Here is a 21,242-nt window from a genome sequence, read left to right as displayed (position 1 = left end):
CCCTGGAAGAACATCCCGCCACGAGAAAACGTGGCGGGATGTTCATTTCGTGGCGGGGTGGCGGGGTGGCGGAGCCACGGCTCACGCCGGGCGACGGCCGAGCCGACGGTGTGGTGCCGGTGGCCTACTCGTCGACCGTCGACATGTCGGCGTAGCGGGCACCCTTCGGCGCGGCCACGTCGTCGAGCTGGTGCATCTGCTCGGCGTCGAGCACGACGTCGTCGGCCGCGACGTTCTCGTCGAGGTAGGCGCGGCGCTTCGTGCCCGGGATCGGCACGATGCCCTCGCCCTTGGCGAGCAGCCAGGCGAGCGCGACCTGACCGGGTGTGGCTCCGACGGCCCGGGCGACCTCGTCGACCTGCTGCACGATGCGGATGTTGGCCTGCAGGTTGTCGCCCGAGAAGCGGGGTGCGAAGCGGCGGAAGTCGTCCTCGGCGAGCTCGTCGACCGAGCGGATGGTGCCCGTGAGGAACCCACGACCGAGCGGCGAGTAGGGCACGAAGCCGATTCCGAGTTCGCGGACCGTCGGCAGGATCTCGGCCTCGGGCTCGCGACTCCACAGCGACCACTCGGTCTGCAGGGCGGTGATCGGGTGCGTCGCGTGGGCGCGGCGGATCGTCTCGGGTGCGGCCTCGGACAGCCCGAGGAACCTCACCTTGCCGGCCGTGACGAGTTCGCCCATGGCGCCCACGGTCTCCTCGATGGGCACCCGGGGGTCGACGCGGTGCTGGTAGTAGAGGTCGATGTGGTCGATGCCGAGGCGCTGCAGCGATCCGTCGACCGACCGGCGGACGTACTCGGGACGACCGTCGACCGTGCGTTCGGCGCGGGCCTCGGGGTCGGTGACGTTGCCGAACTTCGTCGCGACCACGGCCTGGTCGCGGCGGCCCTTGAGAGCGCGGCCGAGCAACTGCTCGTTCGTGTGGGGGCCGTACATGTCGGCGGTGTCGAGCAGGGTGACGCCGACGTCGAGCGCCCGGTGGATGACACGCACCGACTCGTCGTCGTCGGTGCTGTTGCCGGTGTAGAAGGCGGACATGCCCATCAGGCCGAGGCCGAGGCGGCCGACGTCGAGTCCGCCGTCGACCTGGCCGAGTGTGGTGTTCTTCATGGTCCCGAGCCAACTCCCTCGCCCCCGGCGACGGCACAGGCCCGGTGCGCGGTCGGACGGAACCGCAGGAGGCGCGGTGCCCGTCGACCGGACACCGCGCCTCCTCGGTCTGCCGGGTTCAGGACCCGGCGCTCACGGCCGTCAGCGGCGCTCCACCCGGCGCCGGACGACGGCCGAGCCGGTGACGAGGGCGAGGCCCAGGGCCAGTGCGGCGGCGCCGAGGCCGAGGGGCAGACCGGGTTCGCTGCCCGTGTAGGCGAGAGGTCGGCCCGAGCCGCCGCTGCCCGATCCGCCGGTGCCGGACCCACCGGCCCAGGGCACGACGGGTGCCGGCGACACGGTGGGGTCGGGGCTCGGCGCGGGGTCGGTCACCGGAGTCACCACGGGAGGCGCGGCGAGGGTGATGGTCGGGACGGTGCCGTCGGCGAACGGTGCCGTGAACGACCCGATGGCCTCGCCGTCGGCCACGACGTCGTAGGTCGTGCCGGGGACGAGGTCGTCGGCCCGGTAGACGCCCGCGGCGTCGGTGGTCGGGGTGGCGACGGGCTCGGGGTCGGTGGCGTCCGCCTCGATCAGCGACAGCTCGAGGCCCGCGGCGGGGGTGCCGTCGGCGTTCACCACGGTGCCCTCGACGGTGACCGTGTCGGGCGCGGCGATCTGCACCGGCGGGATGGTCCCGCTCGTCGCGGGTGCGGTGATCGTGACGGCCGAGTCGACGTCCTCGTTCAGGATCACCTCGTACTGCTCACCAGGGGTCAGGCCGCCGGCCGTGAACGAGCCGCCCGCGCCGGTCTCGACGCTCGCCACCGGCGTGGTCTCGCCGACCGGCACGATGTCGACGGTCGACCCGGTCGCGGGCGCCGACCCGTCGGGGTTCACGATGCTCGTCGTGACCTCGACGGTCGGGTCGAGCGTGATCGAGGCACCGGAGGCCGTGGTGACCGGACCCCGGGCGATGCCCGTGACCTCGTCGACCACGTCGTACTCGGCCGCCGGGTCGAGACCTTCGAAGGTGATCGAGCCGTCGGCGCCGGTCGTCCCGGACGCGACCGGGTCGATCTGGCCGGGCACGACGATGCTCACCGGACGGTCGGCCACGGGCGTGCCGTCGGCCTGCACGACCGTGACCGTGAGGGGTGCGGTGTCGGCCGGGGCCACGGCGCCCGTGAAGGCGAAGTCGAGTCCTGGCGAGTCGTCTCCGGCCACGGTGACGGGGCGGGCGGGCAGGTCGGTGGCACCGTCGGGCGTCGTGACGTCGACCTCGTAGGGCGTGCCCGAGACGAGACCGGGGACCGACCAGGTGCCGTCGGGGCCGACCGTCGTGGTGGTCCCGACGACCTCGCCGGTCGCCGGGTCGACCACCGTCACGACCGCTCCGGGGTAGGCCGTGCCGTCGTTCGTCACGGCGCCGCTCGCCGTGAACGTCTTGGTCACGAACCAGGTCTGGTAGACGGGGAATCCGGAACGCTGTTGGTACGTGAAGGTCAGCGTCGAGAGCGGCACGGTCGGGCTGAACCAGGCGGCGGCACCCTCGGTGTCGGCCGCGGTCGCGTTGCCGGTCAGGACGCCCGTGGTGGCGTTCCACGAGGGCACGTCACGCAACGCCGCGGCGTCGCACGACGGCGACGGTGCACCGGCGGTGCGGCAGTAGTTGTAGGTGCTCCGGAACCCGAGGGCGCTCGCGGGCACGGCTGCACCGGCGGCGTCGGTGGCCGACACGGTCACCTGGTCGGCGTCGACGTCGCCCAGCACGAACGACCAGTCGCTCGCGGGGGTGGCCCGGTCGAAGGTGTAGGTCGTGACCGAGGCGGCGGCCGTGGTCGGCGAGTCCTCGGCGGGACGGAGGTTGAGGTACGGGCGACCGCGGCTCGAGTCGTATTCGGCGCCGACCGGTGTGCCCGTCCCCTGCCAGGTGCTCGACCCGCTGGGGATCGTCGCCTGGCGGGAGGTCGACGTGAACGTCGCCTGCGGGAAGTCCCCGGGCAGCGTCATCGTGCCGGTGTAGGCACGGGCCGTCCCGTCCACGGTGAAGTCGGCCCAGCCGACCGTCCCCGGCCCGGCGGCGGAGGCGCTCGTCGCGCCTCCGAGTGCCAGGGCACCGGCCATGACGACCGTCACCGTCGCCGCCGCCCACGTCCTGATCCGTCTGTCGACCATTCTCGTCCCTCCGAGCCCACGCCTGATCGCGGGCCACGAGGTCGAGGTTATGTCAGGTATGGATCTCGTGTCACACCCGGATCGGCCTGAGGCGTCGTCGTGGGTGTCGCCGCGGGCCGGGGACGGCGAAGGGGCGCCGCCTCGCGACCGGTCACCCGGTACGGAGGTCGGCGCCCCCTCGGGGACGTCGTGCGTCAGCGCTTCTTGGCGTTGGAGACGATGTCCTCCGAGTGGCTACCCGTCGCTCCCTTGGCCTTCTTGTCGGCGCGCTTCTCCTTCAAAGAGCGCACGGCGACCTTCGCGGTGGTCTTCTTCGCTGATTTCTCTGCCATGGTGGTGCCTCCGTCGCGGACCGCGATGATCCGATCCGCCCGAGGCTACGGTGCCCGGGCCCCGGTGTCTGTAGCGGCGACCATGTTCACGGCTCCTACACTGCCGAGTGGCCCGATCCGCCTCGGCCAGGTGCCCGGGCCCGCCCCGCACCCACCCGACCCCGACCACCGCCCGACCCCGCACCCACCCGACCCCGACGACACGCAGAGACGACAGGCCCCGATGACCCCCGTCCCCACCTCGACCTCGACCTCGACCCCGGCCGTCCCGACGCGCAGCGAGCGTCTCGACGAGCTGCCGTTCACCTCGAAGCACCGTCGTCTGCTCGCCGGCTCGGGCATCGGCTGGGCCCTGGACGCGCTCGACGTCGGCCTGCTCTCGTTCGTCATCGCCCAGCTCATGACCGTCTGGAGCGACCAGGCCGGCCAACTGGCCTGGGTCGCCTCGGCCGGGTTCGCCGGCATGGCGATCGGCGCGGCCGTCGGTGGCTCGCTGGCCGACCGCTTGGGCCGGAAGACCGTCTTCGCCCTGACCCTGCTGCTGTACGGGCTCGCCACCGGCCTCTCGGCCCTGTCGTGGTCGGTCGGCGTGCTGCTCGTCCTGCGCTTCGTCGTCGGCCTCGGCCTGGGCTCCGAGCTGCCGGTCGCGTCGACCCTCGTCAGCGAGTTCTCGCCCCGGCGCATCCGCGGTCGCGTGATCGTGCTGCTCGAGGCGTTCTGGGCCGTGGGCTCGATCGCGGCCGCCCTCGTCGGCTACCTCGTGATCCCGACGAGCGACGACGGCTGGCGCTGGGCGCTGCTGATCGGCGCGGCCCCCGCGCTCTACGCGGTGTTCGTGCGCCTGAAGATGCCGGAGTCGGTGCGTTTCCTCGAGTCGAGGGGGCGTCACGACGAGGCCGAGCGCACCGTCCGCGGCTTCGAGGAGGCCGCCGGCGTCCCCGCCCCGACCGTCTCCGCCCCGACCGTCGCCGCCCCGACCGTCGCCGCCGAGGAGGCGCGGGTCGTCGAGAAGCCGGCCCGCGCCTCCGTCGGTCGGTTGTTCGGTGCCGGCATGGCGCGCCGCACGGTCGCGATCTGGGTGGTCTGGTTCATGACCAACTTCTCGTACTACGGCGCCTTCGTCTGGCTGCCGTCGCTGCTCGTCGCGGCCGGTTTCCCGCTCGTGCGCTCGTTCGAGTACGTGCTGATCATCACGCTGGCCCAGCTGCCGGGCTACGCGGCCTCGGCCTGGCTGATCGAGAAGTGGGGGCGCCGGGGGACGCTCGCGACCTTCCTGCTCGGGTCGGCCGTCGCGGCCGTGTTCTTCGGCTTCGGCGCCGTCAGCGGCAGCGTCGCGCAGATCCTCGTCGCGGGCATGGCGCTGTCGTTCTTCAACCTCGGCGCGTGGGGCGCGCTCTACGCCGTGACGCCCGAGCTCTACCCGACCCCGCTGCGGGGCACGGGAGCGGGGTGGGCCGCCGGCGTCGGACGCATCGCCTCGATCGCCGCCCCGCTGTCGGTGCCGCCGCTGATCGCCCTCGGCGGCCCACCCACCCTCTTCGTCGTCTTCGGCGCGGTATTCGTCGTGGGGGCCGTCGCCGCCACGATGCTGCCCGAGCTCCGCGGCACCCGGCTCGCCGAGTGAGCGCGCGTCGCCGGTCGCGGCGTCGCCTCACGCCGCGTCGCCTGCTCGGCCTCGTCGTGGTGCTGGTGGCGGGGGCCGTCCTCGTGGCGTTCCCGCGCCTCCTCGGCGACGGGTCGGCGGGCGTCGACCCGGGAGGCACGGGTGCGGTTCCCGTGCCCACGAGCGTCCCGGCCGCGGCGGCCGAGGCCGTCGTCGAGCGCGTCGTCGACGGCGACACGGTGATCGTCACCGTCGCGGGGGAGCGCGAGCGCATCCGCCTGATCGGCGTCGACACCCCCGAGACCGTGAAACCCGACGCGCCGATCGACTGCTTCGGCCCCGAGGCCAGCGCCTTCACGACGGCCACCCTGCCCGAGGGAGCGACGGTCTGGCTCGAGGACGACGCCTCGCAGGGTGACTCCGACCGCTACGACCGGTTGCTGCGCTACGTCTGGTCGCCAGACGGCACGATGCTCAACGAGCGACTGGTCGCCGAGGGCTACGGGCGCGAGGACACCTACGACGACGCGTACCGCTACCGTGACCGGTTCGTCGCCGCCGAGGCGTCGGCCGAGGCCTCGCGGGTCGGGCTCTGGGCGGCCTGCGGCTGACGTGACGCGCGCCGGCTCGGCCACCAGAAGGCGTCACCGGTGAGGAAGACGAGCGCGGGCACGAGCACGGTGCGCACCACCAGGGTGTCGAGCAGCACGCCCAGGCAGACGATCACGCCGACCTGGGTCAGGGCGACGACCGGCAGCACGCCCAGCACGGCGAACACGGCGGCCAGCAGGATGCCCGCGCTCGTGATGACGGCACCGGTCGAGGCCAGGGCCCGCACCATGCCCTCGCGGGTGCCGTGCACGAGGCCCTCCTCGCGGGCCCGGGTGGTGAGGAAGATGTTGTAGTCCACCCCGAGCGCGACGAGGAACAGGAACGCGTAGAGCGTCACGGCCGTGTCGAGCGCGGGGAACCCCAGCACGTTCTGGAACAACCAGGTCGAGGCCCCCAGGCTCGCGAAGAACGTGGCCAGCACCGAGGCGATCAGCAGCACGGGGGCCACGAGCGAGCGCAGCAGCAGGGCCAGGACGGCGAACACGATCGCCAGGATGATCGGTGCGATCAGGTCGATGTCGGCCTGCGCCGCGACCTTCGTGTCGTAGGCGGTGGCGTCGCTGCCGCCGACGAGCGCGTCGGCGAGGCGGCCGCCGGCGTCGGCGTAGCCGGACCGCAGGCGCTCGACGGTGTCGAAGGCGGCGTCGCTCTCGGGCTCGGCGGTGAGCTGCAGGTCGACGCGGGTCAGTCCGCCCTCGGTCTCGCCGGTCGTCGCCGTGTCGACGCCGTCCGTGCCGGACGCGAGCGCGGTGGCCTCGTCGGCGACCGTCGACGGGACGACCACGGTGGTGCGGCTGGTCAGCCCCGCCGAGAACGACTCGTCGATCACCCGTTGCGCGGTGACCGAATCGGGGTCGCCGAGCAGCTGGTCGGTCTGCGACAGGCCGACGGCGTAGCCGCTCAGCCCGAGGCAGAGGACGCCGATGCCCGCGACGGACGCGACGGCCACGACGGCCGGACGGCGTCGGACGCCGCGCCCGAGACGGTCCCAGAAGCCGCGTCGCGGTGCCGCGTGGTGCGCCGCGCCTCCTGCGGTCCGGTCGTCCGTGCGGGTCGCGACGGTCGCGACGGTCGCGTCGGTCGCGTCGGTCGCGTCGGTCGCGTCGGACGAGGAGGCGCGGGGCACGAAGGGCCAGAACAGTCCGCGACCGCAGACCACCAGTGCCGCGGGCAGCGCCACGAGGGCGAAGACGATCGCCACGACGACGCCGACCGCGCAGGCGAGACCGAGGGCCCGGTTGCCCGTGAGCGACGCGAGCAGCAGGGTCAGGAGGCTCAGCGCGACCGTGCCGCCGCTCGCCGCGATGGCGGGGCCGGCGCTCGTCACGGCCGTGCGCATGGCGCGGTGACGGTCGGGCTGGCGCAGGAGCTCTTCGCGGTAGCGCGCGACGAGCAGCAGGGCGTAGTTGGTGCCCGCGCCGAAGACGAGGACCGAGAGGATGCCCGAGATCGAGGCGTCGAGCGGGATGCCCAGCGGTTCGGCGACGGCGGCCGCGACCCGGCCGGCCAGGGCGTCGGCGGCACCGACGACGGCCAGCGGCACGATCCACAGCACCGGGCTGCGATAGGTGACGATCAGCAGGACGGCCACGACGATCACCGTGACCAGCAGGAGCCGGACGTCCGCCCCGGCGAAGGCGTTCGCGATGTCGTCCTGGAACCCGATCGGACCGGTGAGCAGGGCGTCCAGTCCGGCGGGCAGGTCGGTCGAGGCCGCGTCACGCAGGCTCGTGGCCGTGCCCGCGACGTCGGCGTCCGCCGTCGCGGCGTCGAGCGGGACGGCGACGATCGCCGCGGTGCCGTCGTCGCTGATCTGCGGCCTGACGGCCTGCGGGGTCGTCGAGAGCTCGGCGAGGGACGCGGCCCGGGCGTCGACCGCGGCGAGGTCGGCGGCGTCGAGTCGGTCGCCCCCGTGGCTGAAGACCAGGATGCCCACCGTCGTCTCGGCGCTCGGGAACGACGCGAGGATCTCGGTCACCTCGGCCGACTGGCTCGTGTCGGGCACGCCCGACGGTGGGGCGGCGTCGCCCTCGCTCGTCGGCAGGACGGCGAAGAGCAGGGCGACGGCGACGGCCGTCGCGGCGAGCACGGCCCAGGCGGTGCGGTGGCCGCTGACGATGCGGGCGAGGGTGCGCATGATGATCCTTCAGTCGCTGAATGTCTTAGTTACTAAGAGTATTGCAGATCACAGGAGCATCGACCAGACTCGTCACGCAGGAGGTTCCATGCCCACCCCGACAGACCCGGCCCCCACGGCGCCGTCGACCCGTCCGCCGCGCTCGCCGCAGGCCGACGAGATCGTCACCCACATGCAACGGTTGACCACCGAGTCGCAGAAGGTCGCCCAGGCCTTCGCCACTCGGCACGGACTCGGCCACATCGACCTCGAGGCGCTGCTGCACGTCATGCAGGCCGAGCGCGACGGCGACCCCGTGACCGCCGGCGGGCTCGGCGAGCTGCTGGGCGTCACCTCGGGGGCGGCCACGGGGGTCATCGACCGCCTCGAGAAGGTCGGGCACGTTCAGCGCAGCCGGGACGACGCCGACCGACGCCGGGTGCTCGTCCGCTACTCCGATCGCGCCCGCGAGGTCGCGGGGGCGTTCTTCGGGCCGCTCGGCGCGATGAGCGACCGGGTCATGGCCGACTTCGACGAGGCCGAGCTCGAGACCGTCCGGCGGTTCCTCGAGGGCATGTCGGGCGCGATGGCCGAGCGGGCCCGCGAGGTGGGGCGTCCCGACTGAGGCGACCCGTGCCTACTCGGCGCCCCGGGCCCCTGGCCGTCGGCGGCAGCGGGTAACGTCGTCGTGACCCCGGAAGGCAGGTGGCACGTGACCGATCACGTCTCGGCCCTCGATCTCTTCTCGATCGGCATCGGCCCGTCGAGCTCGCACACCGTCGGCCCCATGCGTGCCGCCCGCGAGTTCCTCCTCGGCGTCGAGGCCGACGGCCGGTTGGCCGACGTGGCCCGGGTCGAGGCCGTGCTCTACGGCTCGCTCGCCGCGACCGGCCTCGGCCACGGCACGCCCTCGGCCGTCCTCGCCGGTCTCGCGGGCATGCAGCCCGAGACCTGCGACCCCGCCGTCGTCTCGGGCATGCAGCAGGCGGTCGAGCAGGGCGGCGGCCTGCGGCTGCTCGGGCGCCACCAGATCGCCTTCGCCCCCAACGACCTGCGGATGGCTCCGCTGACGCGCATGCCGCGGCACCCCAACGCGATGAGCGTCGAGGCCCTGGACGTCGACGGCGTGACCCTCGCGCGCGAGGTCTACTTCTCGGTCGGTGGCGGCTTCGTCGTGCGCGACGGCGACGACGAGCGGGCCGTCCCCACCGCCGAGGCGCCGTTCGCGTTCGCCGACGCCGACGACCTGCTGCGCCTCTGCGACGCCGAGGGCGTGTCGATCGCCGAGCTCGCCTGGCGCAACGAGGTCGCGCTGCACGGCGAGGCCGACGCCGCCGCGGGCCTCGACGCCCGCTGGGCCGCGATGCGGGCCTGCGTCGACGCCGGTCTCGCGGCCACGGGCGTCCTGCCGGGCTGGATGAAGGTGCCGCGGCGCGCCCGCCAGTTCGCGACCATGCTGCGCCAGCAAGACGAGAGGGCGACCGCCTTCGCACTCGGCGGCTCCGCGATCGACCAGGGCCGCGCCTCCTCGCTGCTGGCCTCCGACCTGCCGGCCCAGTGGCTGCAGGCCTACGCGATGGCCGTCAACGAAGAGAACGCGGGCGGCGGCCGCGTGGTCACGGCACCGACCAACGGGGCTGCCGGCATCATCCCGGCCGTGGGCTACTACGCGATGCGCTTCCACGGTGCCACAGCGGACGAGCTGGCCCGCACCTACCTGCTGACGGCCGCGGCGATCGGTTCGCTCTACAAGCGCAACGCCTCGATCTCGGGGGCCGAGGCCGGCTGCCAGGGCGAGGTCGGCTCGGCCGCATCGATGGCCGCGGGGGCGTTGACCGCGCTCCTCGGCGGAACGCCCCGCCAGGTCGAGAACGCCGCCGAGATCGCGATGGAGCACCACCTCGGTCTCACCTGCGACCCCGTGGGTGGTTTCGTCCAGGTGCCCTGCATCGAGCGCAACGCCATCGCCGCGGGCACGGCCGTCGCCGCGACGCGCATGGCCCTGCTCGGCGACGGCAGCCACGTCGTCAGCCTCGACACCGTCATCGAGACCATGCGTCAGACCGGTCGCGACATGAAGGACAGCTACAAAGAGACCAGCCGCGCCGGGCTCGCCGTCAACGTCATCGAGTGCTGACCACGGGTGGCGGGCGGCCGACCCGAGGAGGCGCGGGTCGTGTCGGACGTCGCCGCTAGCCTCGTCGCATGACCCCGCCGCGCCGCCCCACGCCGTCCCGCCCCGCGACCCCGGGCGGCACCGACGCCCCGCGGCTCGATCCCGTCGATCCACAGGGACTCGTCGACCTCGGCACCGACCTGCTGGGACCGCGCGACAGCCGTGAGCTCGAGCGCTACGTCGACGCCGACCTGACCGACCGCGACCTCGAGGGGGCCGAGTTCACCGAGTGCGTCTTCGAAGCGCCCCGGCTCGGCTCGGCCCGACTGCGCGGTGCGCGCCTGGTCGAGTCGGTGCTGGCCGACTCGTTCGCCCCCGAGCTGGCCGCCGCGCGCAGCACCTGGCGTGACGTCCGCGTCGAGCGGCCCCGGTGGGGGTCGGCCGAGCTGTTCGACGCCGAGCTGCGGTCGGTGCGCCTGGTCGGCGGCAAGATCGACTTCCTCAACCTGCGCGGGGCACGGCTCACCGACGTCGTGATCGCGGGGTGCACGATCGGCGAACTCGACCTCGGGGGCGTGCAGGCCCTGCGGGTCGCGCTGGTCGACTGCCGCATCGGCACGCTCGACGTGACCCGCGCCTCCTTGTCGCACACCGACCTGCGCACGAGCGACTTCTCGCGCATCGACGGTTTCGAAGGGCTTCGCGGCGCGACCATCGACGAGCTGCAGCTGGCGACCTTCGCCCCGACGATGGCGGCTCACCTCGGGCTCGTGGTCGGCTGAGCCCGGGCCGCCCGTGTTGCGCCCGGCTACGCCCTGGTCGAACACGTCGGGGCGGCACGAGGCGGCGGTGCTATCGTCACCGACAGAGCAACGCGCTCCGGGGTCAGTGAAAATCTGAGCCGGCGGTCACAGTCCGCGACCCGTGTCGTCACCGAGAGGTGAGGGCCCGGTTGAACCGGTGGAACTCCGGTACCGACGGTCATAGTCCGGATGAGAGGTGGCGCGGGCCCGGTCGTCCGTCCGCGGACCCCTGGCCGATGCCGACCCTCGCGTCGCGCACCCCCGGAGAGCCCTCGGCACACAGCCAGGCAGACCGGAGGACGACATGACGACGCAGGCCACCACGCCCCACGGGACCGACGCACGGACGCGTCGACCCGTCGACGCGACGAGCACGGCGGTGCGCTGATGTTCACCGGTCTCGTCGAAGAACTCGGACGCGTCGCGCGCGTCGACGACCAGGGCGACAGCGTCCGCCTCACGGTCCACGGCCCGGCCGTGCTCACCGACGCCGCGCACGGCGACTCCATCTCGGTCAGCGGCGTCTGCCTCACGGTGGTCGCGCGGCAGGGTGACACGTTCACGGCCGACGTCATGCGTCAGACGCTGGCCATGAGCACGGTCGGGGCGTTCGGCCCCGGCACGCCGGTCAACCTCGAACGCGCCGCCCGCGTCGGCGACCGCCTCGGCGGCCACATCGTGCAGGGCCACGTCGACGGCACGGCCACGGTCGTCGAGATCGAGGAGGGCGACGCCTGGCGTCGGGTCCGGTTCGACCTCGCCGACGACCTCGCGCCCCTGCTCGTCGACAAGGGCTCGGTCACGCTCGACGGCGTGAGCCTCACGGTCAGCGCGATCAGCGACCCCGGCGAGGCGCCGGGCTGGTTCGAGGTCAGCCTCATCCCCGAGACGCTCGCCGTGACGACCCTCGGCGGCAAAGCCGTCGGCGACCGGGTCAACGTCGAGACCGACGTGCTCGCCCGCCACGTGCGCCGCATGCTCCGGTTGGACGCGCTCGACGCCGATCGGCCCCGGGACGCGACCGCACCGGTCGACGCCGCGGACCCGTTCGACGCCGCCGCGGCGGGTCGCCCGTGACCGTGTCGACACCTGCCGAGGAGGCGCGGGTCGACTCGCGCCTCGCACCGATCGAGCTCGCCCTCGAACACCTGCGCCGGGGCCGACCCGTCGTGGTGGTCGACGACGAGTCCCGCGAGAACGAGGGCGACGTCGTCCTGGCCGCCGAGCTGGCCTCGCCCGAGTGGATCGCCTGGACGGTGCGGGTCTCGTCGGGCTTCGTCTGCGCGCCGATGACGAACGAGATCGCCGACCGACTCGACCTGCCGCCGATGGTCGCCCGCAACGAGGACGCCCGGGGCACGGCCTACACGGTGAGCGTCGACGCGGCCGCGGGTGTCACGACGGGCATCAGCGCTTCCGACCGCGCGACGACCCTCCGCACGCTCGCGTCGCCGACGAGCGTGCGCGACGACCTCCACCGCCCCGGGCACGTCCTGCCGTTGCGGGCCCGCGACGGCGGAGTGCGTGAGCGCGACGGCCACACCGAGGCCTCCGTCGACCTGATGAAGGCCGCGGGACTGCGACCCGTCGCCGTGATCAGCGAGATCGTGGGCGACGACGGCGAGATGATGCGCCTGCGCGCCCTGCTCGACTTCGGCGCCCGTGAGGGGGTCCCGGTCGTGACGATCGCCGATCTCGTCACCTGGTTGGGCGACCGCGACCTCGACGAGCCCGTCCCGGCACCAGAGGCACCGACCACCGACACCATCACCCGCACCACCGAAGGAGATCCCGCATGAGCGGAGAAGGCGCACCCACCGACCTCGACGTCGACGGCACGGGGATCCGTGTCACGATCGTGGCCGGCACCTGGCACGAGACGATCACCGACGGCCTGCTGGCCGGCGCGCTGTCGACGGTCGAGCGCCTCGGCGCGACCGCGACGGTCGTCCGCGTGCCGGGCAGTTTCGAGCTGCCCGTCGTGGCCAAGGCCGCCCTCGAGGCGGGGGCCGACGCGGTCGTCGCCCTCGGCGTGATCATCCGCGGCGGGACGCCGCACTTCGAGTACGTGTCCGACGCCGCGACCTCGGGCCTGCTGCGGGTGACCCTCGACACGGGCAAGCCCGTCGGGTTCGGCGTGCTCACCCTGGACGACGAGCAGCAGGGCCTCGACCGCGCCGGCCTGCCCGGCTCGAAAGAGGACAAGGGCGCCGAGGCGGCCCACGCCGCCGTCGCGACGGCCGTCCAGCTGCGCGACCTGGCCCGGGCCGGCACGGCCCGAGTCGCCGGCTTCTAGGACCTGCGCTGCGCTGGTCCCCCGACCCGCGCCTCCTCGGGTCGACGACCCGCGCCTCCTGCCGGGCCGTTCGCGACCTCTCCGGCCGCGTCGACCGTGCCGAACCCGACAGCCGGACGACGACACGCCGTTCACCTCGAGAGGGGAGCGGCGTGTCGGGCGGTCGATGTCGCGAAGTGCACACCCCGGGCGGGGCGACCGGTCAGGCGAAGACCTCGGACAGGAACGTCTCGAGCTGCTGCCACGAGCGACGGTCCGCGCGGGCGTCGTACTGCGCACCGTGGTCGGGCGAGTCGGTGCCGGGCACGGCGAAGGCGTGCAGGACACCGCTGTAGCTCAGCACCTGCCAGTCGGGTGCCTCGGCGGCGCGCATCTCGTCCTCGAACGCGACGACCGCCTCGTCGGGCACCACCGGGTCGGCCGCGCCGGTCATCACGAGCAGCGGGGCCGTCACGGCACCCTTCTCGGCGGGCATGCCGGTGCCGAGACCACCGTGGAACGACACGACGCCGGCGACGTCGGCACCCGCGCGGGCCAGCTCGAGGGCTCCCGAGCCGCCGAAGCAGTAGCCCATCACGGCGATCCGGGACGGGTCGACGCCGGGCTCGGCCCGGAGGCGCTCGAGGTTCGCCAGCAGGCGCGACCGGAACAGTGCGACGTCGCCGTAGTACTTGCCCGCCTCGCCGGCGGCGTCCTGCGGCGACGGGCGCACGCCCTGCCCGTAGACGTCGCCGGCCAGCGCCACGTAGCCGAGCCGCGCGAGCATCTGCGCGCGCACCTTGACGTGGTCGACGACGCCGAACCAGTCGTGCAGCACGAGCACGCCGGGCACGAGCTCGGACGAGGAGGCGCGGGCCGGCGTCGCGAGGAACCCCTCGAGATCGACGTCGGTCGCCGCGTACACCGCGTCCGACGTCGTGACGCCGCCCGGGTCGGGCACGCTGTCGAGGACGCGCTGCAGGTCGGGGGAGAGGGCGGGAGTGGGTTCGGTCGTGGTCACACGGGGACGCTACTCCCGGCGGGTCGGACGGTGCCGACCGGTCGCGACCGGGTCTCGTCCCGGAACCCGGGCGGGGTCTCAGCCCGGGGCGACGATCCGGGCCACCGCCTGTCGCACGACGTCGCAACGCCTCTGTTGCGGGCCGGTGTGCAGGTTGGTGGCCTCGGGCGTGACGAACCAGGCCAGCACGACGCCGAAGACCATGGTCAGCAACTCGTCGGCATCCCAGCCGGACGAGATGTCGCCGGCGTCCTGCGCCGCGCGCACCGAGTCGCGGCGCGCCTCGAGCTGGCCGTGGTCGAGCACGCCGGGGCTGGGCAGCGCGACGCCCTCGATCTGACCCCAGAGCAGCAGCCGGGCGTCGTCGGGGTTCGAGGCCAGGTGGTCGTAGAGTGCACTCGCCCAGCCGGGCAGGTCGTGGGCGTCGAAGGGGACGACGGTGACCCAGCGCCCGATGCTCTCGCCGAGCGCGGCGTCGAAGAGGTCGCGCTTGGTCGAGAAGTGGGCGTAGAGGCGCTCTTTGCTCGCCTCGGCGTCCCGCGCGATCGTGTCGACGCGCGCCCCGGCGAGGCCGCGGGCGGCGAACTCGGTCCTCGCTGCCTCGAGCAGCCGTTCCCGTGGTGGGGTGGGTCGTCGTGCCATGCCCAGAGCATAGGGGTTCGATCCCACCGGACCACCCTGTTCGGATCGAGGTCTTCGCTTGCCGGACCGACCGCTTCGCTCTGCGTCCTGGCGGGCGCCGTCGGACCGTCGGACGGGTCAGAGGGTGCGGGCATCCGCCAGGTCGACGCCGGCCGCGGTCGCGACGCCGGCGTTGGTGATGCGCCCGGCGACCGCGTTGACGCCCCGGGCCAGCGACGCGTCGGCCGCGATGGCGTCACGCCACCCCCGGTCGGCGAGGGCCAGCGCGTAGGGCATGGTCGCGTTGGTCAGGGCCCGGGTCGAGGTCTGGGGGACGGCGCCGGGCATGTTGGCGACGCAGTAGTAGACGCTGTCGTGGACGGCGAAGGTCGGGTCGTCGTGCGTGGTCGCGTGCGAGCCCTCGAAGCAGCCGCCCTGGTCGATGGCGATGTCGACGAGCACCGACCCGGGACGCATCGACGCCACCATGTCGTCGGTGACGAGCTTGGGGGCCTGGGCACCGGGGATCAGCACCGAGCCGATCACCAGGTCGGCCGCCGCGACCTGGGCGCCGATCTCGTAGGCCGTCGAGGCGCGGGTCTGCACCCGGCCGCCGAACTGCACCTCGAGGGCACGGAGGCGCGGCAGCGACACGTCGATGACGGTCACGTCGGCGCCGAGGCCGAGGGCGTTCGCGGCGGCGTGCTCGCCGGCGACGCCACCGCCGATCACGACCACCTTCGCCTTCGGGGTGCCGGGGACGCCACCGAGCAGCACGCCCGTGCCGCCGATGGGCTTCATGAGGTGGTAGGCACCGACCATCGTGGACAGGCGGCCGGCGACCTCGCTCATCGGCGAGAGCAGCGGCAGGCTGCGGTCGTCCCGCTGGACCGTCTCGTACGCGATCGCGGTCGTGCCGGAGGCGAGGACGGCCTCGGTGCACTCGGGCGACGCCGCGAGGTGCAGGTAGGTGAAGAGGGTCTGGTCGGCCCGCATCAACGGGTACTCGGCCGCGATCGGCTCCTTGACCTTCATCAGCAGGTCGGACTCGCCCCAGACGGTGGCCGCGTCGTCCACCACCGTCGCGCCCGCGGCGACGAACTCGGCGTCGGAGAACCCCGACCCCCGTCCGGCACCCGCCTGCACGACCACGTCGTGACCGCGGCGGGAGAACTCGTGCACGCCGGCCGGAGTCGCGGCGACGCGGTTCTCGTTGTTCTTGATCTCGGTGGGGATGCCGACGCGCATGGTTCGTCCTCTCGGGAGTGGCCTCGACGACGGGCGGCCGGTGCACGCCTCTGTTCGCCGAACTGAGGTCAGTGTGCTGTTTCGTGCCGATGCGTGCCAAGCTTTCCGCACGAGATTCTGTGCGGGGCCCTTGTCGCCGCACGATCGACGACGAGAGGTGTGGCGAGGCATGGTTGCGACGAACGACGTTCGGCTCGACGAGATCGACCGGCAGCTCGTGCGCCTGCTGGTCGCGAACAGCCGCACCCCGAACGCCACCCTGGCCGCGCAGGTGGGGATCGCTCCGTCGACGTGTCTCGCGCGCCTCCGGTCGCTCGTCGAGCGCGGCGTCGTCGCCGGTTTCGGTGCCGACATCGACTTGTCGGCACTCGGGCTCGACCTGCAGGCGCTGATCAGCGTGACGATCCTCGCCTCGGCCCGGCAGCGCATCGCCGCCTTCTCGTCCGAGATCCGGGCCCTGCCGCAGGTGGTGCAGCTGTTCTTCCTGGGTGGGTCCGAGGACTTCATCATCCATCTGGCCGTCCGTGACACGAACGACGTGCGCGAGTTCGTGCTCGACCACCTCTCGGCGCATCCGGCCGTCGCTTCGACCCGCACCAGTCTCGTCTTCGAGCACCACCACCCCGGCCCGACCGTCTGATCGACCGGTCGACGACGCGCCGACGCGCCGACGCGCCGAGCCGACCTCAGCGCGTGGCGGCGAGCGCCATCGGCAGGTGGGGGATGCCGTCCTCGAGGAACTCGTCACCGTCGACCACGAAGCCGAACCGTGCGTACCAGCCAGAGAGGTGGGCCTGGGCGTCGAGCCGGATCAGTCGCCCCTCGCACCCGTCGACGGCCGCCCGCATCAGGTCGGCTGCGAGCCCACGGCCACGGGCCGCCGCCGCCGTCGCCACCCGGCCGATCCGACGGTCGTCGCCGTCGTGCAGCACCCGGAGCGTCGCCAGGACCCGGGCGTCGGCGTCGCCGTCGGCGAACCAGAGGAGGCGCGCGGTCGGTTCGAGGTCGCGCCCGTCGAGCTCGGGGTAGGGGCACTCCTGTTCGACGACGAAGACGTCGACCCGGAGGCGGAGGATCTCGTAGAGGACGACGGGGTCGATCTCGGCGACGGACGACGAGTGCAAGGTGGGGTTCACGCAGCCACGGTACCGGCCTCGCGGTCGTGGCCGGATGCCGTCGCCGGGCCGGTCACCACGCCTCGCCCAGGGGCATGGTCGTGAAGGTGCCGCCGACGGGTGCGTTGGGCGGTTGCACCTGCCCGGCGAAACGGTCGGCGAACGCCTCGGCGTCGTCCTCGGGGTGGTACCCGATGGCCTCTCCCGCCGCCAGCGACACGACGCGACGGGTGTTGCGGCTGACGCCCCAGACGACGTGGTGACCGGACGGGGCCGTCGACAGGGTGGCCAGGATCAACCGGGTCGCGTCGGCCGGTGACAGCCACGTGCCGAGGCTGCGGACGTCGTGCGGCTCGACCTCGGCCGTCATGATGCGCGCCGACACCACGGTCGAGCCGAAGCGGTCGGCGTACAGGCTGCCGACGGCCTCGAGCAGCACCTTGCTGACGCCGTAGAACGAGTCGGGGCGTGGCGCGGGGACGTCGTGGTCGGCCGCACTCGAGCCGGGTTCGAACCCCACGGCGTGCACCGAACTGGCCGCGAGCAGGCGGGTCACGCCGGCGCGACGGGCGGCCTCGTGCACGACGTACGCGCTCTCGACGTTGAGGTCGCGGATCTCGTGCCACGTGCGCTCGCTGGCGTGGGACGCGAGGTGGACGACCAGGTCGGCCCCGCCGAGCGCCACCGTGAGGGACTCGAGGTCGGTCACGCCGACGTGTTCGAACGTCTCGTGCGCTCGGAGGTCGTCGGGCGGCGTGACCACGTCGAGCAGCCGCAGGTCGTGGCCGGCCTCGAGCAGCAGGGGGCGGACCCAGGTCGCGATGCGCCCCGAGCCCCCCGTGATCGCGATGGTCGCCATGTGTGCCGCCTCTCGTCGTGGGCCCTTCGGCCCGTCTCGTGGTCCGCCTCGATCCTGCCCGGGACCACCGACACCGTCCCCCGGGGCACGTCCGACGTCCGGCGAACGGCCCGCGCGAGGCGTCCCCGCGTCCTCCGGATGCCCCACCCGAGCCTGGCAGGGCTCTGACGAAGGCCTGGCAGGGCGCTCCACGGCCGCGGTCGGTGACGCGTCACCTCGTACCGTGACGGAGGGCCCGACGACGTGCCTCGATCCCGTCCCCGACCGAAAGGCACCTCCATGTCGTCAGCTCTCTCGTCCTTCGGACTCCTCCTGGTCCGCGTCGTCCTCGGGGTCGTCTTCGTCGCCCACGGGTGGCAGAAGCTCGCCGTCGACGGCCTCGCCGCGACGCAGGGGGCCTTCGGCGGCATGGGCATCCCGCTCGCCGAGGTCGCGGCCCCGGTCGCGGCCGTCACCGAGCTCGCGGCCGGTGTCGCGCTGGTCGTCGGCTTCGCCACGCGGGTCGCCGCCGCCCTCCTGGCGGTCACGGCGGTCGTCGCCCTGGTCGCCGTCCACCTGCCGAACGGCTTCTACTCGACGACCGGCGGCTTCGAGTACGTCCTCGTCCTCGCGGTCGCCTCGATCGCGATCGTGCTCACCGGACCGGGCCGCTTCGCTCTCGACGCCCTGGTCGTCCGCGGCCGGCGTGCCCGTCGCGAGGTCCCGGTCGCTCAGCCCGCCGCCGCCTGACCGACGACCCGGACCCGGCCCGTCGGCGAGGCCGGGACGGGTGAACGTGACGTGCTCACGAGGGTGATTTGCGCCTCCTCGTCCCGTTCCGGCCCTCGATCCGTGGTCGGGTGGACGTCGATGACCGTCTCCGCCGACCGCCCCCGCCCCCCGGGCGCCCGACCCCGGACCGGGTCGCCCGTCCTCGTCTTCGGGGACGTCCTCGACGACATCATCGTCAGCCCCCGGACGGGCGGCGCCCCCGGAACGGAGACGGTGGCCACCATCAGGCACCGGGCCGGCGGCTCGGCGGCGAACACGGCGGCATGGCTGGGGTCCTTGGGGGTCGACGTCTCGTTCGTCGGTCGGGTGGGCACGGCCGACCTGCAACGCCACTCGCAACTGCTCGCCAACGCGGGGGTCGTGACCCGTCTGGCCTACGACGCGCACGATCCGACGGGCACGGTCGTCATCACCGTCGACGGCTCGTCCCGCACCATGTTCACCGATCGGGGGGCGGGCGCCTCGCTGGGCCCCGACGACGTGCCGGACGACCTCGTCGCCGAGGCCGGTCTCGTGCACTTCACGGGCTACACGGTCACCCAGTCCCGCAGCCCCGTCGCCCTCCGACGCCTGGTGGGCCGGGCTCGGCAGGCCGGGGCGCTCGTCTCGGTCGCCCCGGGCAGCGCCTCGATCGTCCGCCGGTTCGGGGTGTCGGCTTTCCTCGCGGCCGTCCACGGGGCCGACCTGTTCTTCCCGTCGGACGAGACGGCTCGCGAGCTGACCGGGCTGGACGAGCCGATCGCCTCGGCGACGGCCCTGGCCGAACACGTCGGCGTGGTGGCCCTCGTCGCCGATGACGGGGGAGCCGTCGTGGTCTCGCGGGGGCAGCCACCGGTCGTGGTCGACGGGGTCGTCTCGCGCTGGGTCGACTCGGTGGGTCTCGTGGACGCGTTCTCGGCCGGGTTCATCGCCACGTGGGCGACCTCGCGCAGCCTGGGGGTCGCAGGACGCAGCGGTGCCCGCGCCGCCGCCCGGGCCGCCGGGGTGGCCGGAGGGCGGCCACCCGCCTGACGGCGTCGGACCCGACGAACGCCCGACGGCCCCTGGGTCAGCGCGGACTCTCGGCGCTCACCAGCACCGTCTGGACCCGGGGCGGGCGCTCGGGGGTCAGCCGGATCTCGAACCGGACGACGCTGCGGGCACCGCGCCGACGCCAGACCAGGTGCGACGGTGACGACGACTCGTCGGCCGCGAGCAGGTCACCGTCGCCGGAGTCGTCCCAGCCCCCCACGGACTCGACGAGAGCGGCCCAGGAGGCGCGGCGCCGGTCGAACGGGAGGTCCAGTTCGACGTTCTCGCTGAACAACCCGTCGGGGACGGACCCGCCGCGGACCACGGCCTCGACCGCGTCCCGGGCCGTCGACGTCTCGGGCCACGGGCGGACGACGACACGGGCGTCGGCGCGGTCGGCCATCATGCCGTCGAGTGCGAGCCCGATCGGTTCGGAGACCTTCGAGTAGGTCGCGTTCTCGAACCCGACGGCGCCGAGGCCGGTCGCGGTCTGCCAGCGCATGTGGGCCGAGAACCCGGGGTAGCCCCCGCTGTGCGACACGACGGGGCCGTGGTCGGGATAGTGCTCGACGAACAGGCCGAACCCGTAGCCACCGGGGTGCCCGGCCCGGGAGGGGACGAACCGTTGCACCTGCTGCATCTCGCGCCGGGAGGCGCGCGAGAGGATGCCGTCGAGGTCGCCCTGACCCTCGGGGTCGAACGCCGAGCCGAGCCAGCGCGCCCAGCGCGTGAGGTCGGTCACGGTGCTGAACAACCCGCCGATCGGCGAGAACGCGCCCGGGCCCGAGAACGGCAGGGCGTCGCCCCCGTCGGAGGCGCGGCGGTGGCCGATCGCGACTCCGCCGGTGGCCGGGACGGTCGCCTCGAACCCGGTGCTCGTCAGACCGAGCGGCTCGAGGACGGTCGACTCGACGACCTCGCGGTAGGGCCTCCCGGCGACGGCCGCGATCGCCCGGCCCACGAGGGCGAAGCCGAGGTTGGAGTAGGCGAAGGTCGTGCCCGGCACGCTGTCGAAGCTCAGCCCGGCCCGCAGCAGGGCGTCGAGTTCGTCGTCGGTGAGGGACTCCTGTCGATCGCCCCACGGATCGTCGGTGGGGAAGCCGGCCGACATGGTCAGGAGCATGCGCAGGGTCGGTACGGGGGAGTCGGCCGTCGGGAGGGCCACCTCGCCGAACGCCGGCACGACGTCGGTGATCGGTGCGTCGAGCGACACGAGCCCGGCGTCGCGTTGGGCGAGCAGGGCCGTCGCGGTGAAGCTCTTCGTGCACGAGGCGATGCGGTAGGCCGTGTCGACGCCGGGTGTGGTGCCGGGGGCGATCTCGCCGTACGAGCCGTCGTGCGTGAGGCCCGTGCGGTCGAAGGTCGCCCAGACGGCGCTCGGTCCGCGACGCTCGGGCGCACGAGCGGCGAACACGGCGTCGATTCCCGTGGGTGGGCCGGTGCGGGCGGGGTGTGATGACGTCGTCACGGA

At 73.5% G+C, this 21,242-nt stretch carries 20 protein-coding genes, 1 pseudogene and 1 riboswitch; of the genes and pseudogenes, 11 read left to right on the top strand and 10 right to left on the bottom strand.

The annotated features are described in order from the left end of the window. Nucleotides 1-124: 124 nt before the first annotated feature. From SZ60_RS01650 to SZ60_RS17355, 3 genes are all read right to left on the bottom strand, one after another. Nucleotides 125-1,111 carry an aldo/keto reductase gene (locus tag SZ60_RS01650; protein WP_043593039.1) on the bottom strand — a complete coding sequence of 329 codons (987 nt, stop codon included), beginning with the start codon at nt 1,109-1,111 and terminating at the stop codon, nt 125-127. A 141-nt stretch (nt 1,112-1,252) separates the two neighbouring features. Next, entirely contained in the window at nt 1,253-3,268 is a 2,016-nt protein-coding gene (locus SZ60_RS01645; RefSeq protein ID WP_156155442.1) for a hypothetical protein, read from the bottom strand. A 194-nt stretch (nt 3,269-3,462) separates the two neighbouring features. Further along, entirely contained in the window at nt 3,463-3,600 is a 138-nt protein-coding gene (locus tag SZ60_RS17355; RefSeq protein ID WP_171007362.1) for a hypothetical protein, read from the bottom strand. 223 nt (nt 3,601-3,823) lie between these two features. On the opposite strand from SZ60_RS17355, the gene SZ60_RS01640 reads away from it, so the two are divergent. Together SZ60_RS01640 and SZ60_RS01635 are read left to right on the top strand one after the other, a co-directional pair. Continuing rightward, entirely contained in the window at nt 3,824-5,224 is a 1,401-nt protein-coding gene (locus SZ60_RS01640) for an MFS transporter (protein WP_043593035.1), read from the top strand. Beyond that, nucleotides 5,221-5,814, top strand: coding sequence for a thermonuclease family protein (locus SZ60_RS01635; RefSeq protein ID WP_043593034.1), 594 nt, complete (start codon nt 5,221-5,223; stop codon nt 5,812-5,814). Before SZ60_RS01640 ends, SZ60_RS01635 begins: the two co-directional genes overlap by 4 nt. Here SZ60_RS01635 and SZ60_RS01630 read toward each other — a convergent pair. After that, nucleotides 5,739-7,952: an MMPL family transporter gene (locus SZ60_RS01630; protein WP_082059766.1), complete on the bottom strand. Its 2,214-nt coding sequence runs from the start codon at nt 7,950-7,952 to the stop codon at nt 5,739-5,741. The two genes, SZ60_RS01635 and SZ60_RS01630, sit on opposite strands and share 76 nt — an antisense overlap. An 88-nt stretch (nt 7,953-8,040) precedes the next feature. Here SZ60_RS01630 and SZ60_RS01625 point away from each other — a divergent pair, with 88 nt between their 5' ends. From SZ60_RS01625 to ribH, 6 genes and pseudogenes are all read left to right on the top strand, one after another. Further along, nucleotides 8,041-8,556 (top strand): MarR family winged helix-turn-helix transcriptional regulator, encoded by a 516-nt coding sequence (locus tag SZ60_RS01625; protein ID WP_052505075.1) that lies wholly within the window; start codon nt 8,041-8,043, stop codon nt 8,554-8,556. An 87-nt stretch (nt 8,557-8,643) separates the two neighbouring features. Beyond that, nucleotides 8,644-10,068 carry an L-serine ammonia-lyase gene (locus SZ60_RS01620; protein ID WP_043593032.1) on the top strand — a complete coding sequence of 475 codons (1,425 nt, stop codon included), beginning with the start codon at nt 8,644-8,646 and terminating at the stop codon, nt 10,066-10,068. 68 nt (nt 10,069-10,136) lie between these two features. Beyond that, complete coding sequence (locus SZ60_RS01615) at nt 10,137-10,829, top strand: pentapeptide repeat-containing protein (protein WP_043593030.1); 693 nt, start codon at nt 10,137-10,139, stop codon at nt 10,827-10,829. A 90-nt stretch (nt 10,830-10,919) separates the two neighbouring features. Beyond that, nucleotides 10,920-11,055, top strand: a riboswitch (FMN riboswitch). A 182-nt stretch (nt 11,056-11,237) separates the two neighbouring features. After that, nucleotides 11,238-11,927, top strand: coding sequence for a riboflavin synthase (locus tag SZ60_RS01610; protein WP_043593028.1), 690 nt, complete (start codon nt 11,238-11,240; stop codon nt 11,925-11,927). A gap of 2 nt (nt 11,928-11,929) precedes the next feature. Further along, a pseudogene (ribB, locus tag SZ60_RS01605) lies at nt 11,930-12,604 on the top strand (3,4-dihydroxy-2-butanone-4-phosphate synthase); the annotation flags it as partial. Between the two features lie 41 nt (nt 12,605-12,645). Further along, nucleotides 12,646-13,146: a 6,7-dimethyl-8-ribityllumazine synthase gene (gene ribH, locus SZ60_RS01600; RefSeq protein ID WP_043593026.1), complete on the top strand. Its 501-nt coding sequence runs from the start codon at nt 12,646-12,648 to the stop codon at nt 13,144-13,146. A gap of 202 nt (nt 13,147-13,348) precedes the next feature. Here the strand turns inward: ribH and SZ60_RS01595 are convergent, their stop codons facing one another. The 3 genes from SZ60_RS01595 to ald all read right to left on the bottom strand — a co-directional run bounded on the left by SZ60_RS01595 (nt 13,349) and on the right by ald (nt 16,015). Next, nucleotides 13,349-14,146: a dienelactone hydrolase family protein gene (locus SZ60_RS01595; RefSeq protein WP_043593025.1), complete on the bottom strand. Its 798-nt coding sequence runs from the start codon at nt 14,144-14,146 to the stop codon at nt 13,349-13,351. A 78-nt stretch (nt 14,147-14,224) separates the two neighbouring features. Beyond that, entirely contained in the window at nt 14,225-14,788 is a 564-nt protein-coding gene (locus SZ60_RS01590) for a TetR family transcriptional regulator (protein ID WP_043593023.1), read from the bottom strand. A 117-nt stretch (nt 14,789-14,905) separates the two neighbouring features. Continuing rightward, complete coding sequence (gene ald / locus SZ60_RS01585) at nt 14,906-16,015, bottom strand: alanine dehydrogenase (protein WP_043593022.1); 1,110 nt, start codon at nt 16,013-16,015, stop codon at nt 14,906-14,908. Nucleotides 16,016-16,184: 169 nt separating this feature from the next. Here ald and SZ60_RS01580 point away from each other — a divergent pair, with 169 nt between their 5' ends. Further along, complete coding sequence (locus tag SZ60_RS01580) at nt 16,185-16,655, top strand: Lrp/AsnC family transcriptional regulator (protein WP_043593020.1); 471 nt, start codon at nt 16,185-16,187, stop codon at nt 16,653-16,655. 46 nt (nt 16,656-16,701) lie between these two features. On the opposite strand, the gene SZ60_RS01575 is transcribed toward SZ60_RS01580, so the two are convergent. Further along, the gene (locus SZ60_RS01575; RefSeq protein WP_043593019.1) at nt 16,702-17,151 is read right to left on the bottom strand and encodes a GNAT family N-acetyltransferase; all 450 of its coding nucleotides are present in this window, start codon (nt 17,149-17,151) and stop codon (nt 16,702-16,704) included. Nucleotides 17,152-17,203: 52 nt separating this feature from the next. Further along, nucleotides 17,204-17,989, bottom strand: coding sequence for an NAD(P)-dependent oxidoreductase (locus SZ60_RS01570; RefSeq protein WP_043593017.1), 786 nt, complete (start codon nt 17,987-17,989; stop codon nt 17,204-17,206). A gap of 279 nt (nt 17,990-18,268) precedes the next feature. On the opposite strand from SZ60_RS01570, the gene SZ60_RS01565 reads away from it, so the two are divergent. Beyond that, entirely contained in the window at nt 18,269-18,718 is a 450-nt protein-coding gene (locus tag SZ60_RS01565) for a DoxX family protein (RefSeq protein WP_043593016.1), read from the top strand. A 120-nt stretch (nt 18,719-18,838) separates the two neighbouring features. Continuing rightward, a complete protein-coding gene (locus SZ60_RS01560) occupies nt 18,839-19,771 on the top strand; it encodes a carbohydrate kinase family protein (RefSeq protein WP_156155441.1) in 933 nt (310 codons plus the stop codon). 37 nt (nt 19,772-19,808) lie between these two features. Here SZ60_RS01560 and SZ60_RS01555 read toward each other — a convergent pair whose 3' ends face one another. Beyond that, complete coding sequence (locus tag SZ60_RS01555; RefSeq protein ID WP_197073474.1) at nt 19,809-21,239, bottom strand: serine hydrolase; 1,431 nt, start codon at nt 21,237-21,239, stop codon at nt 19,809-19,811. Between the last annotated feature and the right edge of the window lie 3 nt (nt 21,240-21,242).

The sequence above is a fragment of the Frigoribacterium sp. MEB024 genome (assembly GCF_000878135.1).
Lineage (GTDB): Bacteria > Actinomycetota > Actinomycetes > Actinomycetales > Microbacteriaceae > Frigoribacterium.
This window is presented reverse-complemented; position numbering and strand designations above follow the sequence as displayed.